Raw genomic sequence first — 15,597 nt, 5'->3', positions numbered from 1 at the left:
CGAATTACCTGGCTCGTAGAGCTGAATAAATGATGTCGTCTTTCTGCTGAGCACTTGGATAGCTGATCAGCACCGCCCGGTACGCGCCCTTGAACACAAAGAAGCTGCCCGCCGCTACGCCCACCACGCCACAAGCTGCCACGACGCTACGCATGTCTTCAAGCGAGCCGCCACCGCCTAGAATAGTGATGGGGATGCGCACGGCTTCACGAAGCTTGATTGCAAGCTCCACATCGTAGCCTTTCATTTTGCCGTCGTTTTCGATGGAATTGAGCACAATTTCGCCGGCACCGAGTTTTTCAAACTCTTGAGCGGCCTCAATGACGCTGCGCTTGGTATTGCGCGTGCCGTTGTGCGTCCAGACTTCCTGCTGCTTGCTCAACAAGCGCGCTTTATGATCCAGGACCACCACAACACTCTGCCTGCCAATCTCTTCAGCGATCTGACTGATCAATTGCGGATTTTCAAATGCCGCCGAGCTGATGGCAACCTTCTCGACACCCAGCGCAATAATATTCTTGGCCTGCTGAGCTGTACGAATGCCCCCGCCGTAGCACAGCGGCATCCTGCACTCCGCCGCCAATTTGGCAATCTGGGCATAATTAGGTTCCACAGCATTTGCGGTGGCATCGATATCGATCACGATCAATTCGTCGGCTTCTTTCTCATTGAAGATTTTTACCGCATTGATCGGGTCCCCGACGTATTTGGGGTCCTTGAACTTCACTGTCTTCACCAGCCCGCCATCTTGAATCAGCAAGCAGGGAATGATCCTGGGTCTCAACATGTCATAGTTCCGCGAAGTTTTTCAGTAGTCCGACGCCGAAGTGATGGCTCTTTTCAGGGTGAAACTGGACGCCATACACATTTTGAGCGCGCACCGCGCAACTGAACTCCAAGCCATAGGAGGACGTCGCCTCGCTATATCCAGCGTCTTCGCAATCAAAAAAGAACGAATGGAGAAAATAGAAGCGCGCGTCAGTCTCAAACCCCTTGAACAAAGCGGAACCTGAGGAAGGACTGACGTCGTTCCACCCCATGTGCGGCAGAGGCAGCTCGGCCAGGTCAGGAATCGACTTGAATGACCGAACACAACCAGGCACCCAGCCAAGGCCAGGCAAGGCTCCCTCGTCACTGCTGTTCGCCAGGATCTGCATGCCTACGCAAACGCCCAGGACCGGAACCTTGTGATGCAGGACCAACTCTTCAAGCGTGGGCCGCATACCTGAGGCATCAAGCCGCTCCACCGCATGATCGAATGCGCCTACCCCGGGGAGAATCAACTTCGTTGCACCGTCTAGCTGCGCAGCCGTCTGAGCGACTGCGACCGGGATGTGCAAACGTCGATAAACGTTCACGAAAGCCTGGATATTACCCAGACCGTAGTCAATGATGGTAATCATCTGAACAGTCGTCTTTCCAATCCGATTGCGCTGAGGATACGAGCACCTATTCCAATCAAGAAGCGTTTGTTTTTGTAATCATGGAAGGTCTTGTTTTCGCCGTCGAAAATGCGCTGAAGCTCGGGAACAGTCAAGTCCAACTTATGCGCGACGTATTCAAATTCCGAAGCAAGAAAGTTTTCATCCAGTTCGGGTTTGGCGATGCGCGCTAAAGCGGCTTCCCGGGTCATTTGCCCGGTCATGATAAGGCTGGAGAAATGAGCACGACGTTTCTCATAGCCAAACTTGCGCGGCATCCAGTAGTCTTCGTAAAAACGAGTGAATCTGGATTCATGATGCTTATGCTGAAAACGCTTCCAACCAAACAGGCGCTCAAGCGTATCCTCAGCCTCGCTCTTCACATAAGGCACAAGATTCAAAGGACGCACAACCTGCATACCCAAGACATAACGATAATAAATTTTATAGGACAATATATCTACAAGTGGAAAAGTTTTAAGTTTTCGCGTACCAAATTTAGCATGAATATCATTTATCAGCATCTCGTCAATGCCCGGGTAAGCCCCCCACTCCTCCGGTTCCCGACAGCACTCGGTAGAATAGTTGGCGCCAGTCAGCACGTATTTTATTTTATTAGCTTTGGCGAACTTATAGAGCCCTGAAAAAAAAGCAGTGTCTTGCGGAATATCCTGATCCGGGATCTGAGCCTTTAAAAAAGCCACTTGCAGGCTTTTCATTTCTTCCCAGTTTATAACATCAGTGTATAAATCCAAACCTAGACCATCGACCAGCTTCTCAATATTACTGACCGCCTGGTCCGTATTCCAACCCGCATCAACATGAAACAACAAAGGGCGCAGGCCCATAACTACTTTAGCTACGTAACACAAATACGAGCTATCAAGACCGCCACTAAGGCCGATGATGCAATCGAACTCACGCCCAACACCATCAGCTTTTATTTTTTTAGCCAACAACTTAAGCTCAGCATCACCCCGCGCATCAGTGTGCCAACTAGGCTCAATAACCTTGGAAAAATTATTGCAATACTCACAAACACCTTGCTCATCAAACTTTATATTAGGATCACTTGTATCCATAATACAATTACTACAAATAGCATACTCCATGGCACTACTCATCTATTCCCCCCCCGATTAAAATACTACTTCACCGCTTGTAACTTATTATTTATTCTTGATAATACTTCGCAATACTCTTCAGGCTTAATCGCCAAGGGATGCAAAACTGCCCCTATCCCGCGCCCCTCATACTCAGCCACCAAGGTAGAGGGGTAGGATATTAACAAATCGACCTCAGGAAAGAAATCGGCCTGCTCAATCATGTGCCATCCCCTTGATTTTATCTCCTTGCTCGGAGACACCGTGGGGTGCGGCTTATAAAAAAAATCAACAGTGGAATTCGACACCACTTGATCATAAAGATACAAGTGAAAGTTTTCACATATAGCATGGCCGACTATCAGGACGCTGAAATCAGAGGATACAGGGGACAATGAAATTTTAGGCTTGAAAAACTCGACCTCAAGGGAATGCTCGGTAGCCCTATGAGACAAAATATAGTGACGAAACACTTCAGCTGACCCTTCGTTATAAACGTATAGCTTCGCCACATTGCACAACCGCGTTGGAATCTCCACAGAAAAACTGGACTCCATGCTTGTCGAAGCCAGCCCAACCAATGACCCATGCTGAACGATTGTAAGGCTTGATTCCTTTTTTGACCTTTCAGCAACAAGACGATCCATCAGGACCGCCCACCTATCGTAATGATCGGTTATGACAAATTTATGAGAGGACATTTTTTCAATAGCCAGATAGAACGCGATCCATTTGAACGCGGTGTAGCTTTGCAGCCTCCATACATCAAATAACGCTTTTTTCCTCATCCGACTTGAGATAATAAAAGACAGCCTCAATGCTTGAATACAATCTTGCCAAGTCAACAGTGCGGAAAAGTTAAATGCCAACACCTTGGAATCTAAGTCAAGCGCCTCACTGCCAGGACACTTGATCAAAGCACCCATTCCATTTAGCACGCCAGCTGACTCAAGTACACCCAACGCACGCGGAGAAAAAGAAAGTCCGATAGGTAAATTCGAAGGCAAATTCGAATATCGATCATCGAATCTATCCTTAACAATCATCAACCTTAAGAAGTCAAGCAAAAACCAACACTTATCCAGCCCGACCCGCCACATGAAAGCAGCTAGATTTATAATCAAACGAATCGAGCGTAAATTTGAACCCGCGATACTTATCAACTTGGCTGGGCGTGGTGCATACCCCAAGTCACTTGGCTCACAGGAACAAAGCGAGTACACACTCTTATCAATAGCAACTTCATTTTTTGTCGCAGCAAGATAATGTGCAAGCAACCTCAATTGGCTAGACTTATTCTTATCCACGCACTTTGTTCCTCTGTGACTCCCTAAAGACAAAAAACACCCCCATCGAAATAAAGAACATCTGATTATTTGGAAAGGAATTCAATGTATTTTCGAATAATGCACAGACGACGTAATACCAAAAGACCAGCTTGAAAGAAACATCCCTATCCACACCCGAACGAGCTTTGAAAATAAAGACTACAAAAACCAGGAACAGCATGAAGCCCAAGGCACCCAGTGAGTTCATCAAGGTAAAATAAGCACTTTCGCTCACAAGACCAAGCCTCGCCCCCTCAGAATCCGGCAAGAAATAGGTCAAATCAAAATTTTGTACAAACTCAAAATACCGTTCAAATCTTATGAGAGCGCTATCGAAATTCAACATCCTTTCCGGAGCATAAAACTCTCCTACAACAATGAAATACGCCACACCAAAAGACAAAAACAGAAACGCAACCGCCAAACCGAAAATAATTTTTATATTAGCCCTTCTCAACTCAAGCAAACAATACACAGAAAAAGTTATAAACAGCGCCATCCAAGCGGTTCGAGAGCCGCTCATACAAAAGCCGTAAAAAATCGGAAGAAACAAGATACCTCTTAAAACAAGAGACACCTTATATCCAAAAAGCAAAATTAATGAAGCCCCCATGTAAAGCCCCAAATTATTGGGATTAAATAAAGTTGATATGGATCTTATTGTTCCGGTCTGCGCCCAATAGCCCTGATACAATTCTACAAGAAAGTGCATTTCATAAAATGACATGACTCCCGCACAAAAAGCACCAAATAAAATTGCTCCGACCAATACATGACGCTGTTTCTCAGTACAACTACCCAACAGAAGAGCCATACCGGACATCGAAAAGAAAACTATTAAGGCCTCAATCAACCATAGTGAATCGGGAAAAATAGAATATATTATGCAGACCAAAAACAATGCCATGCCGTAGATCAGACTACTTAAATAGCAACCCGATCTAAGCATTAAAGCCATCGACACACCTAAAGTCACCAGGTATTTTGCCATTTTGTGAAACAAATGATCATCGCGAGAAGCTAAAATATTGCCAGAAAACAAAAACTCAATATAATAAATCGCAGAAATCACAAGCCATAATGATATGACCGCGACAAAAAAAGAAGATAACTTTTCCCGCCCTACTTCTGGAACTTCCCCTTTAGGCCTTAGCATCACAACCATCCATTTTAATCAATCCAAAGCCAAAAACGTAAGCCAAAGTCTTCCAGACGAATATAATCGCAAAAGCATTGCACATCCCCCAGAGAACTGATGAAACCCCGTCAACTTTCGCAACTCGCATAACAAGATAAGACATGACAAAAACCAATAACCCGCCTATCTGACTAAAAAATATATGCTTATCTTTATGGAGCGCATATAACCCTACATGAGGAATCATACTAAGCGAATACAAGGCAATCGATAAGATCAGCCACTTCAAAATATAAAAGTAATCCACATAAACACTCTTATCCAACCACAGCACCATACCCCAGCCAAAGAAATAACAAGCCAGGGAAAGAAACAAGGTAAAACCAACGACATTCAGAGTAAGGCCACGCATAACAGATGAAAACTGATGTATGTCGCCATTTTTGGCTGAAAGAATGAGTTTCGGATAATAAAATACAATCACGGCAGCATCTAAAAAGGAAAGTACCGCTGTCGCCATTCCGATGTACAATACATACGCGCCCAGGACGTCTAAACCTGCGACACGTTCAATCCAATATCGGTCAACCGTAAAGATACCGCGAATACAAAGACTGGCGATCAACAGAGGCCACATCAGCCTCAATCCCTTCTTAATCCACAACCAATTCACCGGTTTAAAAAAAGAATTGAAGCTATAGGACCTTAAACTCCAGAGACCTATAACCAACGCAAACAAGCAACCCAAAAACCATAGCACCAGGACCAGATTCAAGCTACGTGAATCCGGCGATAAAACCATTACAACTATTACGAGCAAACACCAAACACCGCTGCGTACAAACAGGACAACACTGGCGAGCATTTGTTTCGAGATAGCCACCAGCACTCTATTTAACTCTTGAGCTAAATGCTCGACCACCAACAAGCATCCAAACCAGTAGATATATTCAATCGATATAACCCCAGTCGAAAAAAACACAACGGTCAGCGGAGCAACTAAAACATAGGCTATAGAATACAGTACAAGCTGATCTTTTATATAGCCGAACAAAAGATCAGGGTCAGAGCCGATAATTTCACGAGTAGAGTAATTGTAAAACTCGAATCCAACTAAATATATAGCATACCCAATTGTAGCCGATATCAAGCCGTAGACACCCACATCCTTGGCATCAAGGTATTTGGCAATAAAAAAAATGAGAGCGAACTTACTAACCAACGTAGCCGCTCTTATATTTAAATTTATGAAGCGCTTTATGTTTTCGCGCCCTATCAAAGTCAGCATTTCACATAGCAACCGGATCGGCATTCTTTATGACAACAGTCAATGTTCCGTTTCCAAAAAAACAAAATAGAAGCAACCCCTACTGCCCACAAAACATCGTTCAAGCATGCTTTTGTAACATAAGCATACAGCTCGCCAGTTCTACAACTCTGAGTTGCCCATACCACTTCGACATCAGGCATTTTAATCTGCATTCAGATTTTCATCATGCACAAACATCTCGGCCATCTTAAAATCGTAAATATCATCAACATCAACAGCACGCATACGCGGGATAACAACAGACTTTAAACGCCCATCAAACAGCCCCTTCGCTACTTTTACGTAAGAAGGCCTAGTCACATAGGCGACACCAGTCATATCGTAGACTGCCGGAGCATCTTGTCTCCGAGCAATAGTGCCATCCCCACATACCAACTTACTTAATCCAACCTCATCCCTGACCACCATCGCGAAATACGGGTTTGTTGCCGCCGGCGTTACCGTAACGACCACGTCGGCATCTTCAATCGACTCAAGGCATTTACGTACATCGCTTGCATTTCTTAATGGGCTTGTAGCGGGAAGACTCAAGAATACATCAAAATAGTCACCGCGCTGCTCCAGAATCTCGATCGCATGCTGCCAAGACTTCCACTCCGCCGCTGTATCCGCAGCTAAATACTCAGGTCGATCAATTACCTCCGCTCCATATTGAATGGCTATGGCCGCTATTTTACTGCAGTCAGTTGAAACAAAAACTTTATCTATTCCTTCAACCTGCTTAGCCACATTAATGGAGTATGCCAGTAAAGGGATGCCTGCCAAGCTCCTGATATTTTTGCCAGGCAGACCTTTAGAACCACCTCTTGCAAATATAAAAGCGTAAGTTTTCATAAACAACCTCTACCTTATAAAAAACGCAACTCATCCGAATGCAATTTTGTCACAAACTTAAAAATTCACTTTGCGCTCTTTGAAAGTCTTCCATACGACCAATATCAAGCCAGTACTCATGCACAGGAAACATATTGACATTTCTATCACATTCAATCTCCCTTTCTAAAAGCGTTGGCATGTCGATACGTTCTCCCGGAGGGACGCTTTTTACTAGTTCAGGTGAAAGCAAATAGATTCCGGCATTGATGAAAAAATGCTGTACAGGCTTTTCAACCATCGAGACTATTTTATGCCCTTCACTTTGTATGACACCATAAGGGACACAGTACTCGAACTCTCTTACGCACATCGTAGCGGAGCCATTATGCGTTTCATGAAATTCAAGTAGGTTCTGAAAATTCAACGTCGTCAATAAATCGCCATTCATCATGAAGAGTGGCATATCTATTTCATCATGGGGAAGTAGGCCGAGTGCCCCACCGGTTCCCAAAGGTGTCTCTTCATGGATATAGGTAATGCTTACGCCCCATTGGCTTCCATTGCCGAAATAGTCTCTAATCATCTCTGGCATATAATGGGTAGATATATAGAAACGATGAAAACCTGAGTTTATAAATCGTTCTAAAATAAGCTCCAGAATAGGCTTATCGCCGACCTTGAGCAGTGGTTTAGGGCAGTTATGGGTCAGCGGCCTCAATCGTGTACCGAAACCACCTGCCATCAGAAATACCGGATTGTCGCGGCGAGGAGTATCGATCAGATCGTGGAGAGTTTCCAGGCCAATGACCCTACCCCGGTCATCCAAGACTGGAAGCTGAAGCAATTTGTATTGCTCCATCACAGAAAGAATACGTGCTTTCGTCCAGCCCAGTCGGGCCGTTTTAGGTGATAAACACATGATATCCTTGACGGGACCATTTAACGGCAATTTTTTTAGTAGAGCTCGCCTAATATCTCCATCGGTCACAGTGCCTAGTAGACTTTGCTGTTCGTCTACTACCAGCACTATCCGCATAGCAACACGATCGAGCGTAGCTATAGCGTCTTCCATCGCCATATCGGGACTAACAAGCGTTAACTGCCACTGTTTCATTCTTGCCTCTTAATTCTGTTGCCGTTGGGTAACATGAGGTTTAATACCTAACGACATGCAATTGGCTGGTAGAGATCTCACCAGTACCGAGCCGGCACCTACCACGGCATTCTCTCCAACGACCAAGGATTGAATGATGGTAGCACCTGCACCAATGAAAGCACCGCCCCCGATGGTGGTGCTCCCGCACACCACTACACCAGGCGCTATATGCACGTTAGCATTTACAATGCAGTCGTGATCTATGCTTGCACGCGAATTGATAATTGTATTTTCTCCAATGACGCTGTCTGCCTGTATAACAACACCAGCCATCACCTGAACACCCTGACCAAGACTCACACTTGGATCTACAGAAGAAAACGGATGAATCAACGCAGGAAAATTAAACCCCTTGTCACGGTAACGCTCGAAGATAGCTCTTCTAATACTATTGTGCATCACGTGGCCGACCCCATTGATGAGACCGATTTTTTTGGGATCCAGCTGTTCAATGGAACTGTCACCGCCCAATACTTTGATACCACGCCATTCTTTTATTTCTCGAGACTCGAACTCTGGGCCACACACCCCCAGAACTTCGAAACCTGCGGACTTTGCCAAAGACAGAAGAACCTTGGCATGTCCGCCGGCACCGACCAGCACCAATGTGTTTGTAGCCTCTGCTGGCTTCACTTTTCGAAAGCCTCACCAATGGCATACTCGCGAAGGCTAATTTTTCCTATCAACCCCCATAATTCAACGGCGGGTAAGCCACCACCACTGCGAGCGGTTGTTAGATCTTGGCGTGTTATCACCGCACCTTTTGCGATTGGACGATTGGCTACAACCTGTTGCCGAGCGGCTTTACGGGTATCCCATTCGCTGGCTTGCGGAGCCTTGCATGCGCTACCGATAGCTTGCTCCAAGGCGCGAATGTCGCAGATCATGCTTTTGAGCTCAGTCGGCTCAAGAGATGCCTTGTGGTCAGGCCCTGGCAACGTACGGTCAAGGGTAAAATGCTTTTCAATGACCTTCGCTCCCCTGGCTACAGCTGCGATTGAGACTAATGCACCCTCAGTATGATCCGAGTATCCAACCTCCAGACCGAAGGCATTCGCAAGCGTATCCATGGCTCTTAAGTTGACCTCGGACCATGGGGTCGGATATTGCGATGTGCAATGAAGCAGCGTCACATGACCAAACAATCTGTGCCTATTTTCCGCAATCCCCCAGGAACGCCACACCTCATCCATATTGTCAGGCTCGTGCTCATGGGCCAAGGCATGAGTAACGATGGCCAAGCCCTGCTCGACCTCACTCAATGTGGCCATGCCGGTAGAGAGGACCAAGGGTTTCTGAGTACGAGCAAATCGCCACAACAATGGCCCATTGGTTAACTCGCCAGAAGGCACTTTGAAAAAAGGCATGCCTAAGTCGGTTAAAAAATCCAGGCTCTCTGTATCAAAAGCGGTAGAAAGAAATTCAATCCCACGACGGCGTGCATGTTGTTGTATATCCAGATGCCACTCTTTGGGTAGTTCGAGCTTCTTTAACATAGCCAACTGAGATTCAGCATCATCAGTATTTTTGACTTGATAAGCGGCCTTCGGTGCAGTTTTGGAGGCCAGTTTGGCAGCGTCAAATGTCTGGAACTTCACAGCATCAGCACCCGACTCTGCAGCTGCATCAACAAGCGCAAAAGCCATATCCCGTTGACCGTTATGATTAACTCCGGCTTCCGCGATTACATACACACCTTGATGGCTATTTTTCATAGTGAATCCAAGTCATGAAATTTTTTTGAAGTACTGCCATCAAAATTCATTAATTGCTGTATGATTTTTTGACTGGCATCACCTTGCCCGTACGGATTCGTTGCCTGCTGGCACATGCTGGAAAAATCTTTTGATAACGCGAGGGAAATAGCTTCGGAAATCGCCTTACTGCCAGGATCACAATGTATGACCGTCTGAGCCGCTAGCCTGCCTTTTTGACGGGAGCCGATATTCACTGTCGGCAATCCAAATGAAGGCACTTCAATGATTCCGCTTGATGAATTGCCAACGACAACACAAGCATGCTGTACAGTACTTAAATAACGCTTGAATCCGAGCGATGGAACAGCGAGCACCCTGGTAGGATTCGCCGCTGCATATTTTTCGATCAGAGATATGATACTACGGCCGCCGTTATCTGCATTTGGATAAGTTATTATTACCTGGTGATCTGGAAATGACTCCAGTGCATCCAACAAAGAAATAAAACTTTGTTCAGGATCTTCTTCAGCGAGTGTTACCGGGTGGTACGTGACCAACATAAACGGCTTGGCCAATTCAAATCCAAGACTCAGCGACAATGCTTCAAGCGAAAGAAACTCGCCACGCTTGATGTGATCCAAACCTACCGCACCCACATTGAATACTCGGGCCGGATCTTCGCCCATTTGAATAACACGCTGTCTGTAAGGTTCGGCAGCGACAAAATGCAACATAGACATCTTGCTTATGGCATGCCGGATAGCATCGTCATAGGCCCCTTCAGTTATCTCTCCGCCATGGATATGAGCAACCGGAATCTTCATGATTAGTGCAGCTTGCACCACAGCCAGCGCCTCGAATCGATCCCCTAGCACCACCAGCACATCTGGAGCCAATCGCTCCAAAGCATCGGCAAATCCTAATAAACCAAGCCCCATGGACTTAACAACACCTACCGCCGTATCGGAGGACAGCAGCATCTCTACTTTTGCATCAATTTCAAATCCATCTTGAACAATATGCTTCCAGGTTTCTCCGAACTCAGGCGACAAATGCATGCCGCTCACGATAACCTGCAGCTCCAGTGCCGGTATATCTTTTAGCCCCTTCATCAGCCAATATAAAAGGCCGTACTCGGCCCTTGTGCCGGTGAATACCGCTACCTTACCGACCACCTTGAAACTCCGGCAACACGCTACTCGGCAAGTTTACTACTCGCGACTCCAGCCACAGTGAATTAGTTAAATCACCTTTCATGCATTGACTGTATAGCGGCAAATGACACATGAGCTTCCAAATAGGGCGAGTCATCACACCCTTATCGTTTGTCGCTTTAAGAAGAGCATCACGGCGTTCAACCGAGTCACAAATAACTGTATTTAGCCAATAATTCGAACGACACCCAGGTGGTTCTGTGAAAAAAGTCAACTCACTGCCCGCCAATAACGCCGCATAGCGGGATGCCAACTCACGCTTGGCCACAACGAACATATCAAGCTGCTCTAATTGCGCGCAGCCCAAAGCAGCATTCAGGTTTGGTAATCTATAATTGAAACCCAATGCATCATGCACATATTCATAAGCGTGGGGTTGCTTGGCCGTCGTAGTCAGGTGTTTGGCTTTAACGCCGACTAGCTCATTCGATAGAATGGCACCGCCGCCGCCAGTGGTTATAATTTTATTACCGTTAAAGCTGAGCACCCCTAAAGAGCCAAAAGTACCAGTATGTTGCCCTTTGTAATAACTCCCAAGCGACTCCGCTGCGTCCTCTACCAGAGTAATATTCCAAAGCTTACACACTTTCGTCAGCTGGTCGATCTCCACAGGATGCCCAAAAGTATGCATAGGCAGACAGGCCCGAACGACTTGATTAGTGTCTTTATTACGGCAAAGACCTTCATCATCTAAATAGGCGTGCTCTTGAAGCCATACACTCATCGCCGAAGGGGAAAAACCCAGAGTATGCAAATCAACATCAATAAACACTGGCATGGCACCGCAATAGGCAATGGCGTTGCATGTGGCCACGAAGGTCAAGGCCTGGGTCAATACCAAGTCACCTTCCTTCACATCAGCCAATATCAACGCCGTGTGCAGCGCTGCCGTACCGTTTACCGTGGCCGTAGCCCTGGGGCTGCCAGTATAAGCAGCCAAGTCTTTTTCAAAACGGTCAACAAAAGCCCCCACGCTCGACACAAATGTAGATTCAATCGTTTCAACTACATAATCACGCTCATGCCCGTTAAATACTGGCGCATGAAGTGGAATGAAATCATTAGTGGCGTATTCGTCGCGCACAAACTTAATCAATGAATCGAACATGAGACTGCCTCAGACGTTGTATATATCAGCTTTATATTTAGCCAAATTTTCGGGAATGAGAAGCCAGTCGATTGTCGCTTGCAGACCCTCAGCAATAGAATAGTTCGGCACAAAACCCGTCAAACGTTTGATTTTGGTGTTATCGCACCACAATCTAAAAACTTCCGATTTGCCAGGGCGGATACGTTGATCATCAGTCAAAAACTCAACATCACTATTCATGAGTTCTTTGATGAGATTAAGTGTATCTCTCACCGATATTTCGTAGTTCGAACCGATATTCACCACCTCACCGATTGCCTCTTCGCATCTTGCCAATTGCAAGAAGCCTCTGCAGGTATCAGCTACGTAGTTGAAATCCCTCGTCGGAGAGACATCGCCCAACTTAATTTGTTTTTGACCACTGGCTATTTGGGTGATAATTGTTGGAATAACGGCTCTGGCCGACTGCCTAGGACCATATGTATTAAACGGTCTGGCAATGGTCAGCGGCAAATCAAAAGAGTTAAAGAAACTCATAGCCATGGCATCAGCGCCTATTTTTGAAGCGCTGTATGGAGATTGAGCTTGTAGAGGATGTTTTTCGTCGATTGGGACGTATTGGGCCGTACCATAGACTTCACTGGTCGACGTATGAATCACTCTTTTTACATTATTTTCCAGGGCCGCCTGGCAGATATTCAACGTTCCTTTTACGTTTGTATCTACATAGCTATCTGGAGCAACATACGAATAAGGGATTGCTATCAAGGCCGCGAGGTGAAAAACCACATCAACGTCCTTGGTTATGTGCTTGCAAAAGTGCGGATCTCTTACATCGCCATTGACCACTTCAACCTGACCAAGGCAGTTGATGTTTTCCAGCCAACCCCAATAGTTAAACGAATTGTACTGGGACAACGCCTTTACGTGATAGCCTTCTTGCACCAACAACTCAACCAAGTGAGAGCCAATAAAACCATCAGCGCCCGTTACTAAAACCTTATTCAATTTCCACCTCAGTACTGGTTGAGTATTTAAATTTAGCACTGGTAGCTTTAGGCTGGACGACTCTGCTGCTGCGCTAGTCCAAAGCTAAAAACCAAATCTGACACATTACCGCCTCAGAATTTATCGTTTCCCTGAAACGGGAGATCGTTCAAACAACCTAGGCCAGCTGCATAATTTTGAGCTTTTCTAGCAAGCTCAACTGCCTTTTTTGATTCAATAAACTGATCAAAAGTATAGCTCCTTTCTTCTCCATTGAGAGCTACACAAATTACATCGATCTCCATGATGCAATCTCCTCCTCGGCATAGCTCATCCCTGGCCTTGAAAAATCCTGTTGCTGACTTCTGGCTGCCTGGGCATTTGCCTCACCAGGTCATCGCTGACTCGAGACCGCCCTCTAAAAAGGTACCGGCCCTCTCGGTTCTCTGGATCGAACGCTGGGGACCCTAGTCCCTTTCTGCGGCGCTTGAACCGAGAGATAGCCAGAGGAGAAACTCCACCAGCGTCGATTATGCGCCTGCCATTCACCCACACATAAATCGCTGAGAGCAGCAATGATAGCGAGGCCAAGCCATTGGGCAAAATGGTTTTTTCAGACATGCGCGCTAGCCCGCCATTGAACGACGCAATTCAGGCAGCATTTAGTAACAAATTCAATGAGACGACAGGGAAAGCCCACGTATGGCCATCAGCCATTGAAAGCAAGTAGCCACTAATCGTAGAGGTGAGAACTGATGACAGACCTGTCACGAGATATTCCGAAAAAGCCCGCTGCCGCAGAACATATCAGCGACAACAGGCTCCTTCAGGCAAACGACTTCTATCAAGCTATTACTGATGCCGCCTTAAAAAAAAGCGAACCAGGGCAATAAATCCACCAAGAATCAGACCGGCAACAGCACCCAGGAACAAAATCAGTGCTTTATTCGGCTTGATCGGACTTTCTGGCACCTCAACGCTGCCATCCTGCCGATAAACAGAAATACTCTCAGAGTCAACATTCAGCTTACGGTAGAAGTTGTATCGCATCTGCAGCGATCGCAAATCCGATATAAATGCATCATCAGACGACCTGGACTCCAGAGCCTCGACTTCCGCTATCAAGGCTTTACTACCTCGCTGGTAATCCATTTTATTACCTGTCTCTACCGTTATATCAACCGCCGCCGTAGAGTTGATAGTCGGTGAAGTCAAACCAATTGCTTTAGCGATTTTCAACGCTTCGCGAAGCTGTTGAATCCTGTCCTCGCGAATCCGCTGCGCAGTCTCGCGCAAGCTGATAATCCGCTGCTCTAAGTTACGCGCCCTTACGGCCGCCTCAGAGGTGACGTTCTTAATCAACTCTGACTCAGCAGTTTCACTGGCGCGCTGGACATAGGCTTTAGCCCACGCTGTCGCCCGAGCAGGGTCAGCACCTTGAACAGTTATCGAGAAGCGATCTGGTGTATCTTTACCAGGCCCTTTTATCACCAACTCTCGGGAGAAGCGCTCATACAAACGGTCGAACGCAACTTTTTTTCGTTGTGACTCATCAAGCGAAGGAAGATAAATCTCATTAAAGAACTTTTGACGAAGAGACTCCCCCTGGAGATTCCGGGCGAATACGTCATAAACATACTGAATCGAATAAGGATCCAACTCTGTACTTTTTCCACGACCATAATTCAGCTCGGCAATACCATTCTGGGTCGGTGGCATAATAAAAAGTTTTACTTCATAGACCGGCTTGCTAAGAAACGCATAAGCAGCAGCTACGATAAAAACTACAAGAGCGACGCCCAAGATTAACCACTTTTGACCCCATACCCCTCGAGCAAGCTCAATCAGGTCAATATCGTCAGCGCTCTGCGCATTCATGTGATTATCGTGCATGTACGGCCTCGCTTCCTTTTTTTGGCATTACGCCCCAGGTGAAACTGGAAGCTCTAAAAGGCAAGACTGACAAGGCCTCGGCGGATACAGCCCTAAACTGAGTTAGATTAAATACGAACAAAACGCACCCAAAGTCAGAAAAATTGTAGACAGTGATCCTTACCAAGACTCCTGGGCTCACACATCCATTATTTCAATCGTCGACGCGCACCCACGAACCATGCGAGTAACGGTCCAAACATCATACCAGCGAGAAGCGCCAGGATCACGAAAACCGAGACAGGGAGCTGCGGAGCTGACCAGCCCAGAAACAGCAGTGCCACCGACTGGTTATTTTCAAGCACGAACAGGACGATAGCTGAGGCCACGAGCAGCGCAAGTACGACAAGGGCCAAGCGTTTAAAGTTCCGCATGTGAACTCCTC

The 15,597-nt window shown here is 46.4% G+C and carries 16 protein-coding genes; all 16 read right to left on the bottom strand.

Annotation, left to right across the window (positions count from 1 at the left end; translation table 11 throughout):
* Positions 1–4 precede the first annotated feature (4 nt).
* The gene (locus tag KI235_RS08580) at positions 5–787 is read right to left on the bottom strand and encodes an AglZ/HisF2 family acetamidino modification protein (RefSeq protein WP_039010896.1); all 783 of its coding nucleotides are present in this window, start codon (positions 785–787) and stop codon (positions 5–7) included.
* A 1-nt stretch (position 788) separates the two neighbouring features.
* Positions 789–1,403 carry an imidazole glycerol phosphate synthase subunit HisH gene (gene hisH / locus KI235_RS08575; protein ID WP_027912714.1) on the bottom strand — a complete coding sequence of 205 codons (615 nt, stop codon included), beginning with the start codon at positions 1,401–1,403 and terminating at the stop codon, positions 789–791.
* The gene (locus tag KI235_RS08570) at positions 1,400–2,533 is read right to left on the bottom strand and encodes an N-acetyl sugar amidotransferase (RefSeq protein ID WP_200889244.1); all 1,134 of its coding nucleotides are present in this window, start codon (positions 2,531–2,533) and stop codon (positions 1,400–1,402) included. The genes hisH and KI235_RS08570 overlap by 4 nt, the downstream gene beginning before the upstream one ends.
* 35 nt (positions 2,534–2,568) lie before the next feature.
* Positions 2,569–3,831 (bottom strand): hypothetical protein, encoded by a 1,263-nt coding sequence (locus tag KI235_RS08565; protein WP_152644358.1) that lies wholly within the window; start codon positions 3,829–3,831, stop codon positions 2,569–2,571.
* Positions 3,824–5,008 carry a hypothetical protein gene (locus KI235_RS08560; RefSeq protein ID WP_027912717.1) on the bottom strand — a complete coding sequence of 395 codons (1,185 nt, stop codon included), beginning with the start codon at positions 5,006–5,008 and terminating at the stop codon, positions 3,824–3,826. Before KI235_RS08560 ends, KI235_RS08565 begins: the two co-directional genes overlap by 8 nt.
* Positions 4,995–6,278, bottom strand: a complete 1,284-nt coding sequence (locus KI235_RS08555; RefSeq protein ID WP_043041958.1) for a hypothetical protein — start codon at positions 6,276–6,278, stop codon at positions 4,995–4,997. Before KI235_RS08555 ends, KI235_RS08560 begins: the two co-directional genes overlap by 14 nt.
* Positions 6,279–6,461: 183 nt before the next feature.
* A complete protein-coding gene (locus KI235_RS08550) occupies positions 6,462–7,154 on the bottom strand; it encodes an acylneuraminate cytidylyltransferase family protein (protein ID WP_027912718.1) in 693 nt (230 codons plus the stop codon).
* A 49-nt stretch (positions 7,155–7,203) separates the two neighbouring features.
* The gene (locus KI235_RS08545) at positions 7,204–8,250 is read right to left on the bottom strand and encodes a nucleotidyltransferase family protein (protein ID WP_027912719.1); all 1,047 of its coding nucleotides are present in this window, start codon (positions 8,248–8,250) and stop codon (positions 7,204–7,206) included.
* Positions 8,251–8,259: 9 nt separating this feature from the next.
* Positions 8,260–8,925: an acetyltransferase gene (locus KI235_RS08540; RefSeq protein WP_080766445.1), complete on the bottom strand. Its 666-nt coding sequence runs from the start codon at positions 8,923–8,925 to the stop codon at positions 8,260–8,262.
* A complete protein-coding gene (gene neuB / locus KI235_RS08535; protein ID WP_027912720.1) occupies positions 8,922–10,007 on the bottom strand; it encodes an N-acetylneuraminate synthase in 1,086 nt (361 codons plus the stop codon). Before neuB ends, KI235_RS08540 begins: the two co-directional genes overlap by 4 nt.
* Complete coding sequence (gene neuC / locus KI235_RS08530) at positions 10,004–11,164, bottom strand: UDP-N-acetylglucosamine 2-epimerase (protein ID WP_027912721.1); 1,161 nt, start codon at positions 11,162–11,164, stop codon at positions 10,004–10,006. Before neuC ends, neuB begins: the two co-directional genes overlap by 4 nt.
* Positions 11,154–12,311: a LegC family aminotransferase gene (locus KI235_RS08525; protein ID WP_027912722.1), complete on the bottom strand. Its 1,158-nt coding sequence runs from the start codon at positions 12,309–12,311 to the stop codon at positions 11,154–11,156. The genes neuC and KI235_RS08525 overlap by 11 nt, the downstream gene beginning before the upstream one ends.
* Positions 12,312–12,320: 9 nt before the next feature.
* Positions 12,321–13,301 carry an NAD-dependent 4,6-dehydratase LegB gene (locus KI235_RS08520; protein WP_027912723.1) on the bottom strand — a complete coding sequence of 327 codons (981 nt, stop codon included), beginning with the start codon at positions 13,299–13,301 and terminating at the stop codon, positions 12,321–12,323.
* A 113-nt stretch (positions 13,302–13,414) separates the two neighbouring features.
* Positions 13,415–13,585, bottom strand: a complete 171-nt coding sequence (locus tag KI235_RS08515) for a hypothetical protein (RefSeq protein ID WP_155953897.1) — start codon at positions 13,583–13,585, stop codon at positions 13,415–13,417.
* A 547-nt stretch (positions 13,586–14,132) separates the two neighbouring features.
* On the bottom strand, positions 14,133–15,173 hold the full coding sequence (locus KI235_RS08510; protein ID WP_027912724.1) for a Wzz/FepE/Etk N-terminal domain-containing protein: 1,041 nt from the start codon (positions 15,171–15,173) through the stop codon (positions 14,133–14,135).
* A 188-nt stretch (positions 15,174–15,361) separates the two neighbouring features.
* Complete coding sequence (locus KI235_RS08505) at positions 15,362–15,586, bottom strand: lipopolysaccharide assembly protein LapA domain-containing protein (protein WP_013692556.1); 225 nt, start codon at positions 15,584–15,586, stop codon at positions 15,362–15,364.
* Positions 15,587–15,597: the final 11 nt, after the last annotated feature.

This window comes from Pseudomonas sp. St386 (assembly GCF_018325865.1).
Taxonomy (GTDB): domain Bacteria; phylum Pseudomonadota; class Gammaproteobacteria; order Pseudomonadales; family Pseudomonadaceae; genus Aquipseudomonas; species Aquipseudomonas brassicacearum.
Note: the sequence above shows the minus strand (reverse complement) of the source record. Positions and strands in the feature narration are given on the sequence as shown.

Excerpts from the sequence above, each read along its gene's own strand:
- KI235_RS08580 (WP_039010896.1), bottom strand. The coding sequence starts at position 787 with ATGTTGAGACCCAGGATCATTCCCTGCTTGCTGATTCAAGATGGCGGG.
- hisH (WP_027912714.1), bottom strand. The coding sequence starts at position 1,403 with ATGATTACCATCATTGACTACGGTCTGGGTAATATCCAGGCTTTCGTG.
- KI235_RS08570 (WP_200889244.1), bottom strand. The coding sequence starts at position 2,533 with ATGGAGTATGCTATTTGTAGTAATTGTATTATGGATACAAGTGATCCT.
- KI235_RS08560 (WP_027912717.1), bottom strand. The coding sequence starts at position 5,008 with ATGCTAAGGCCTAAAGGGGAAGTTCCAGAAGTAGGGCGGGAAAAGTTA.
- KI235_RS08555 (WP_043041958.1), bottom strand. The coding sequence starts at position 6,278 with ATGCTGACTTTGATAGGGCGCGAAAACATAAAGCGCTTCATAAATTTA.
- KI235_RS08550 (WP_027912718.1), bottom strand. The coding sequence starts at position 7,154 with ATGAAAACTTACGCTTTTATATTTGCAAGAGGTGGTTCTAAAGGTCTG.
- KI235_RS08545 (WP_027912719.1), bottom strand. The coding sequence starts at position 8,250 with ATGAAACAGTGGCAGTTAACGCTTGTTAGTCCCGATATGGCGATGGAA.
- neuB (WP_027912720.1), bottom strand. The coding sequence starts at position 10,007 with ATGAAAAATAGCCATCAAGGTGTGTATGTAATCGCGGAAGCCGGAGTT.
- KI235_RS08525 (WP_027912722.1), bottom strand. The coding sequence starts at position 12,311 with ATGTTCGATTCATTGATTAAGTTTGTGCGCGACGAATACGCCACTAAT.
- KI235_RS08515 (WP_155953897.1), bottom strand. The coding sequence starts at position 13,585 with ATGGAGATCGATGTAATTTGTGTAGCTCTCAATGGAGAAGAAAGGAGC.
- KI235_RS08510 (WP_027912724.1), bottom strand. The coding sequence starts at position 15,173 with ATGCACGATAATCACATGAATGCGCAGAGCGCTGACGATATTGACCTG.
- KI235_RS08505 (WP_013692556.1), bottom strand. The coding sequence starts at position 15,586 with ATGCGGAACTTTAAACGCTTGGCCCTTGTCGTACTTGCGCTGCTCGTG.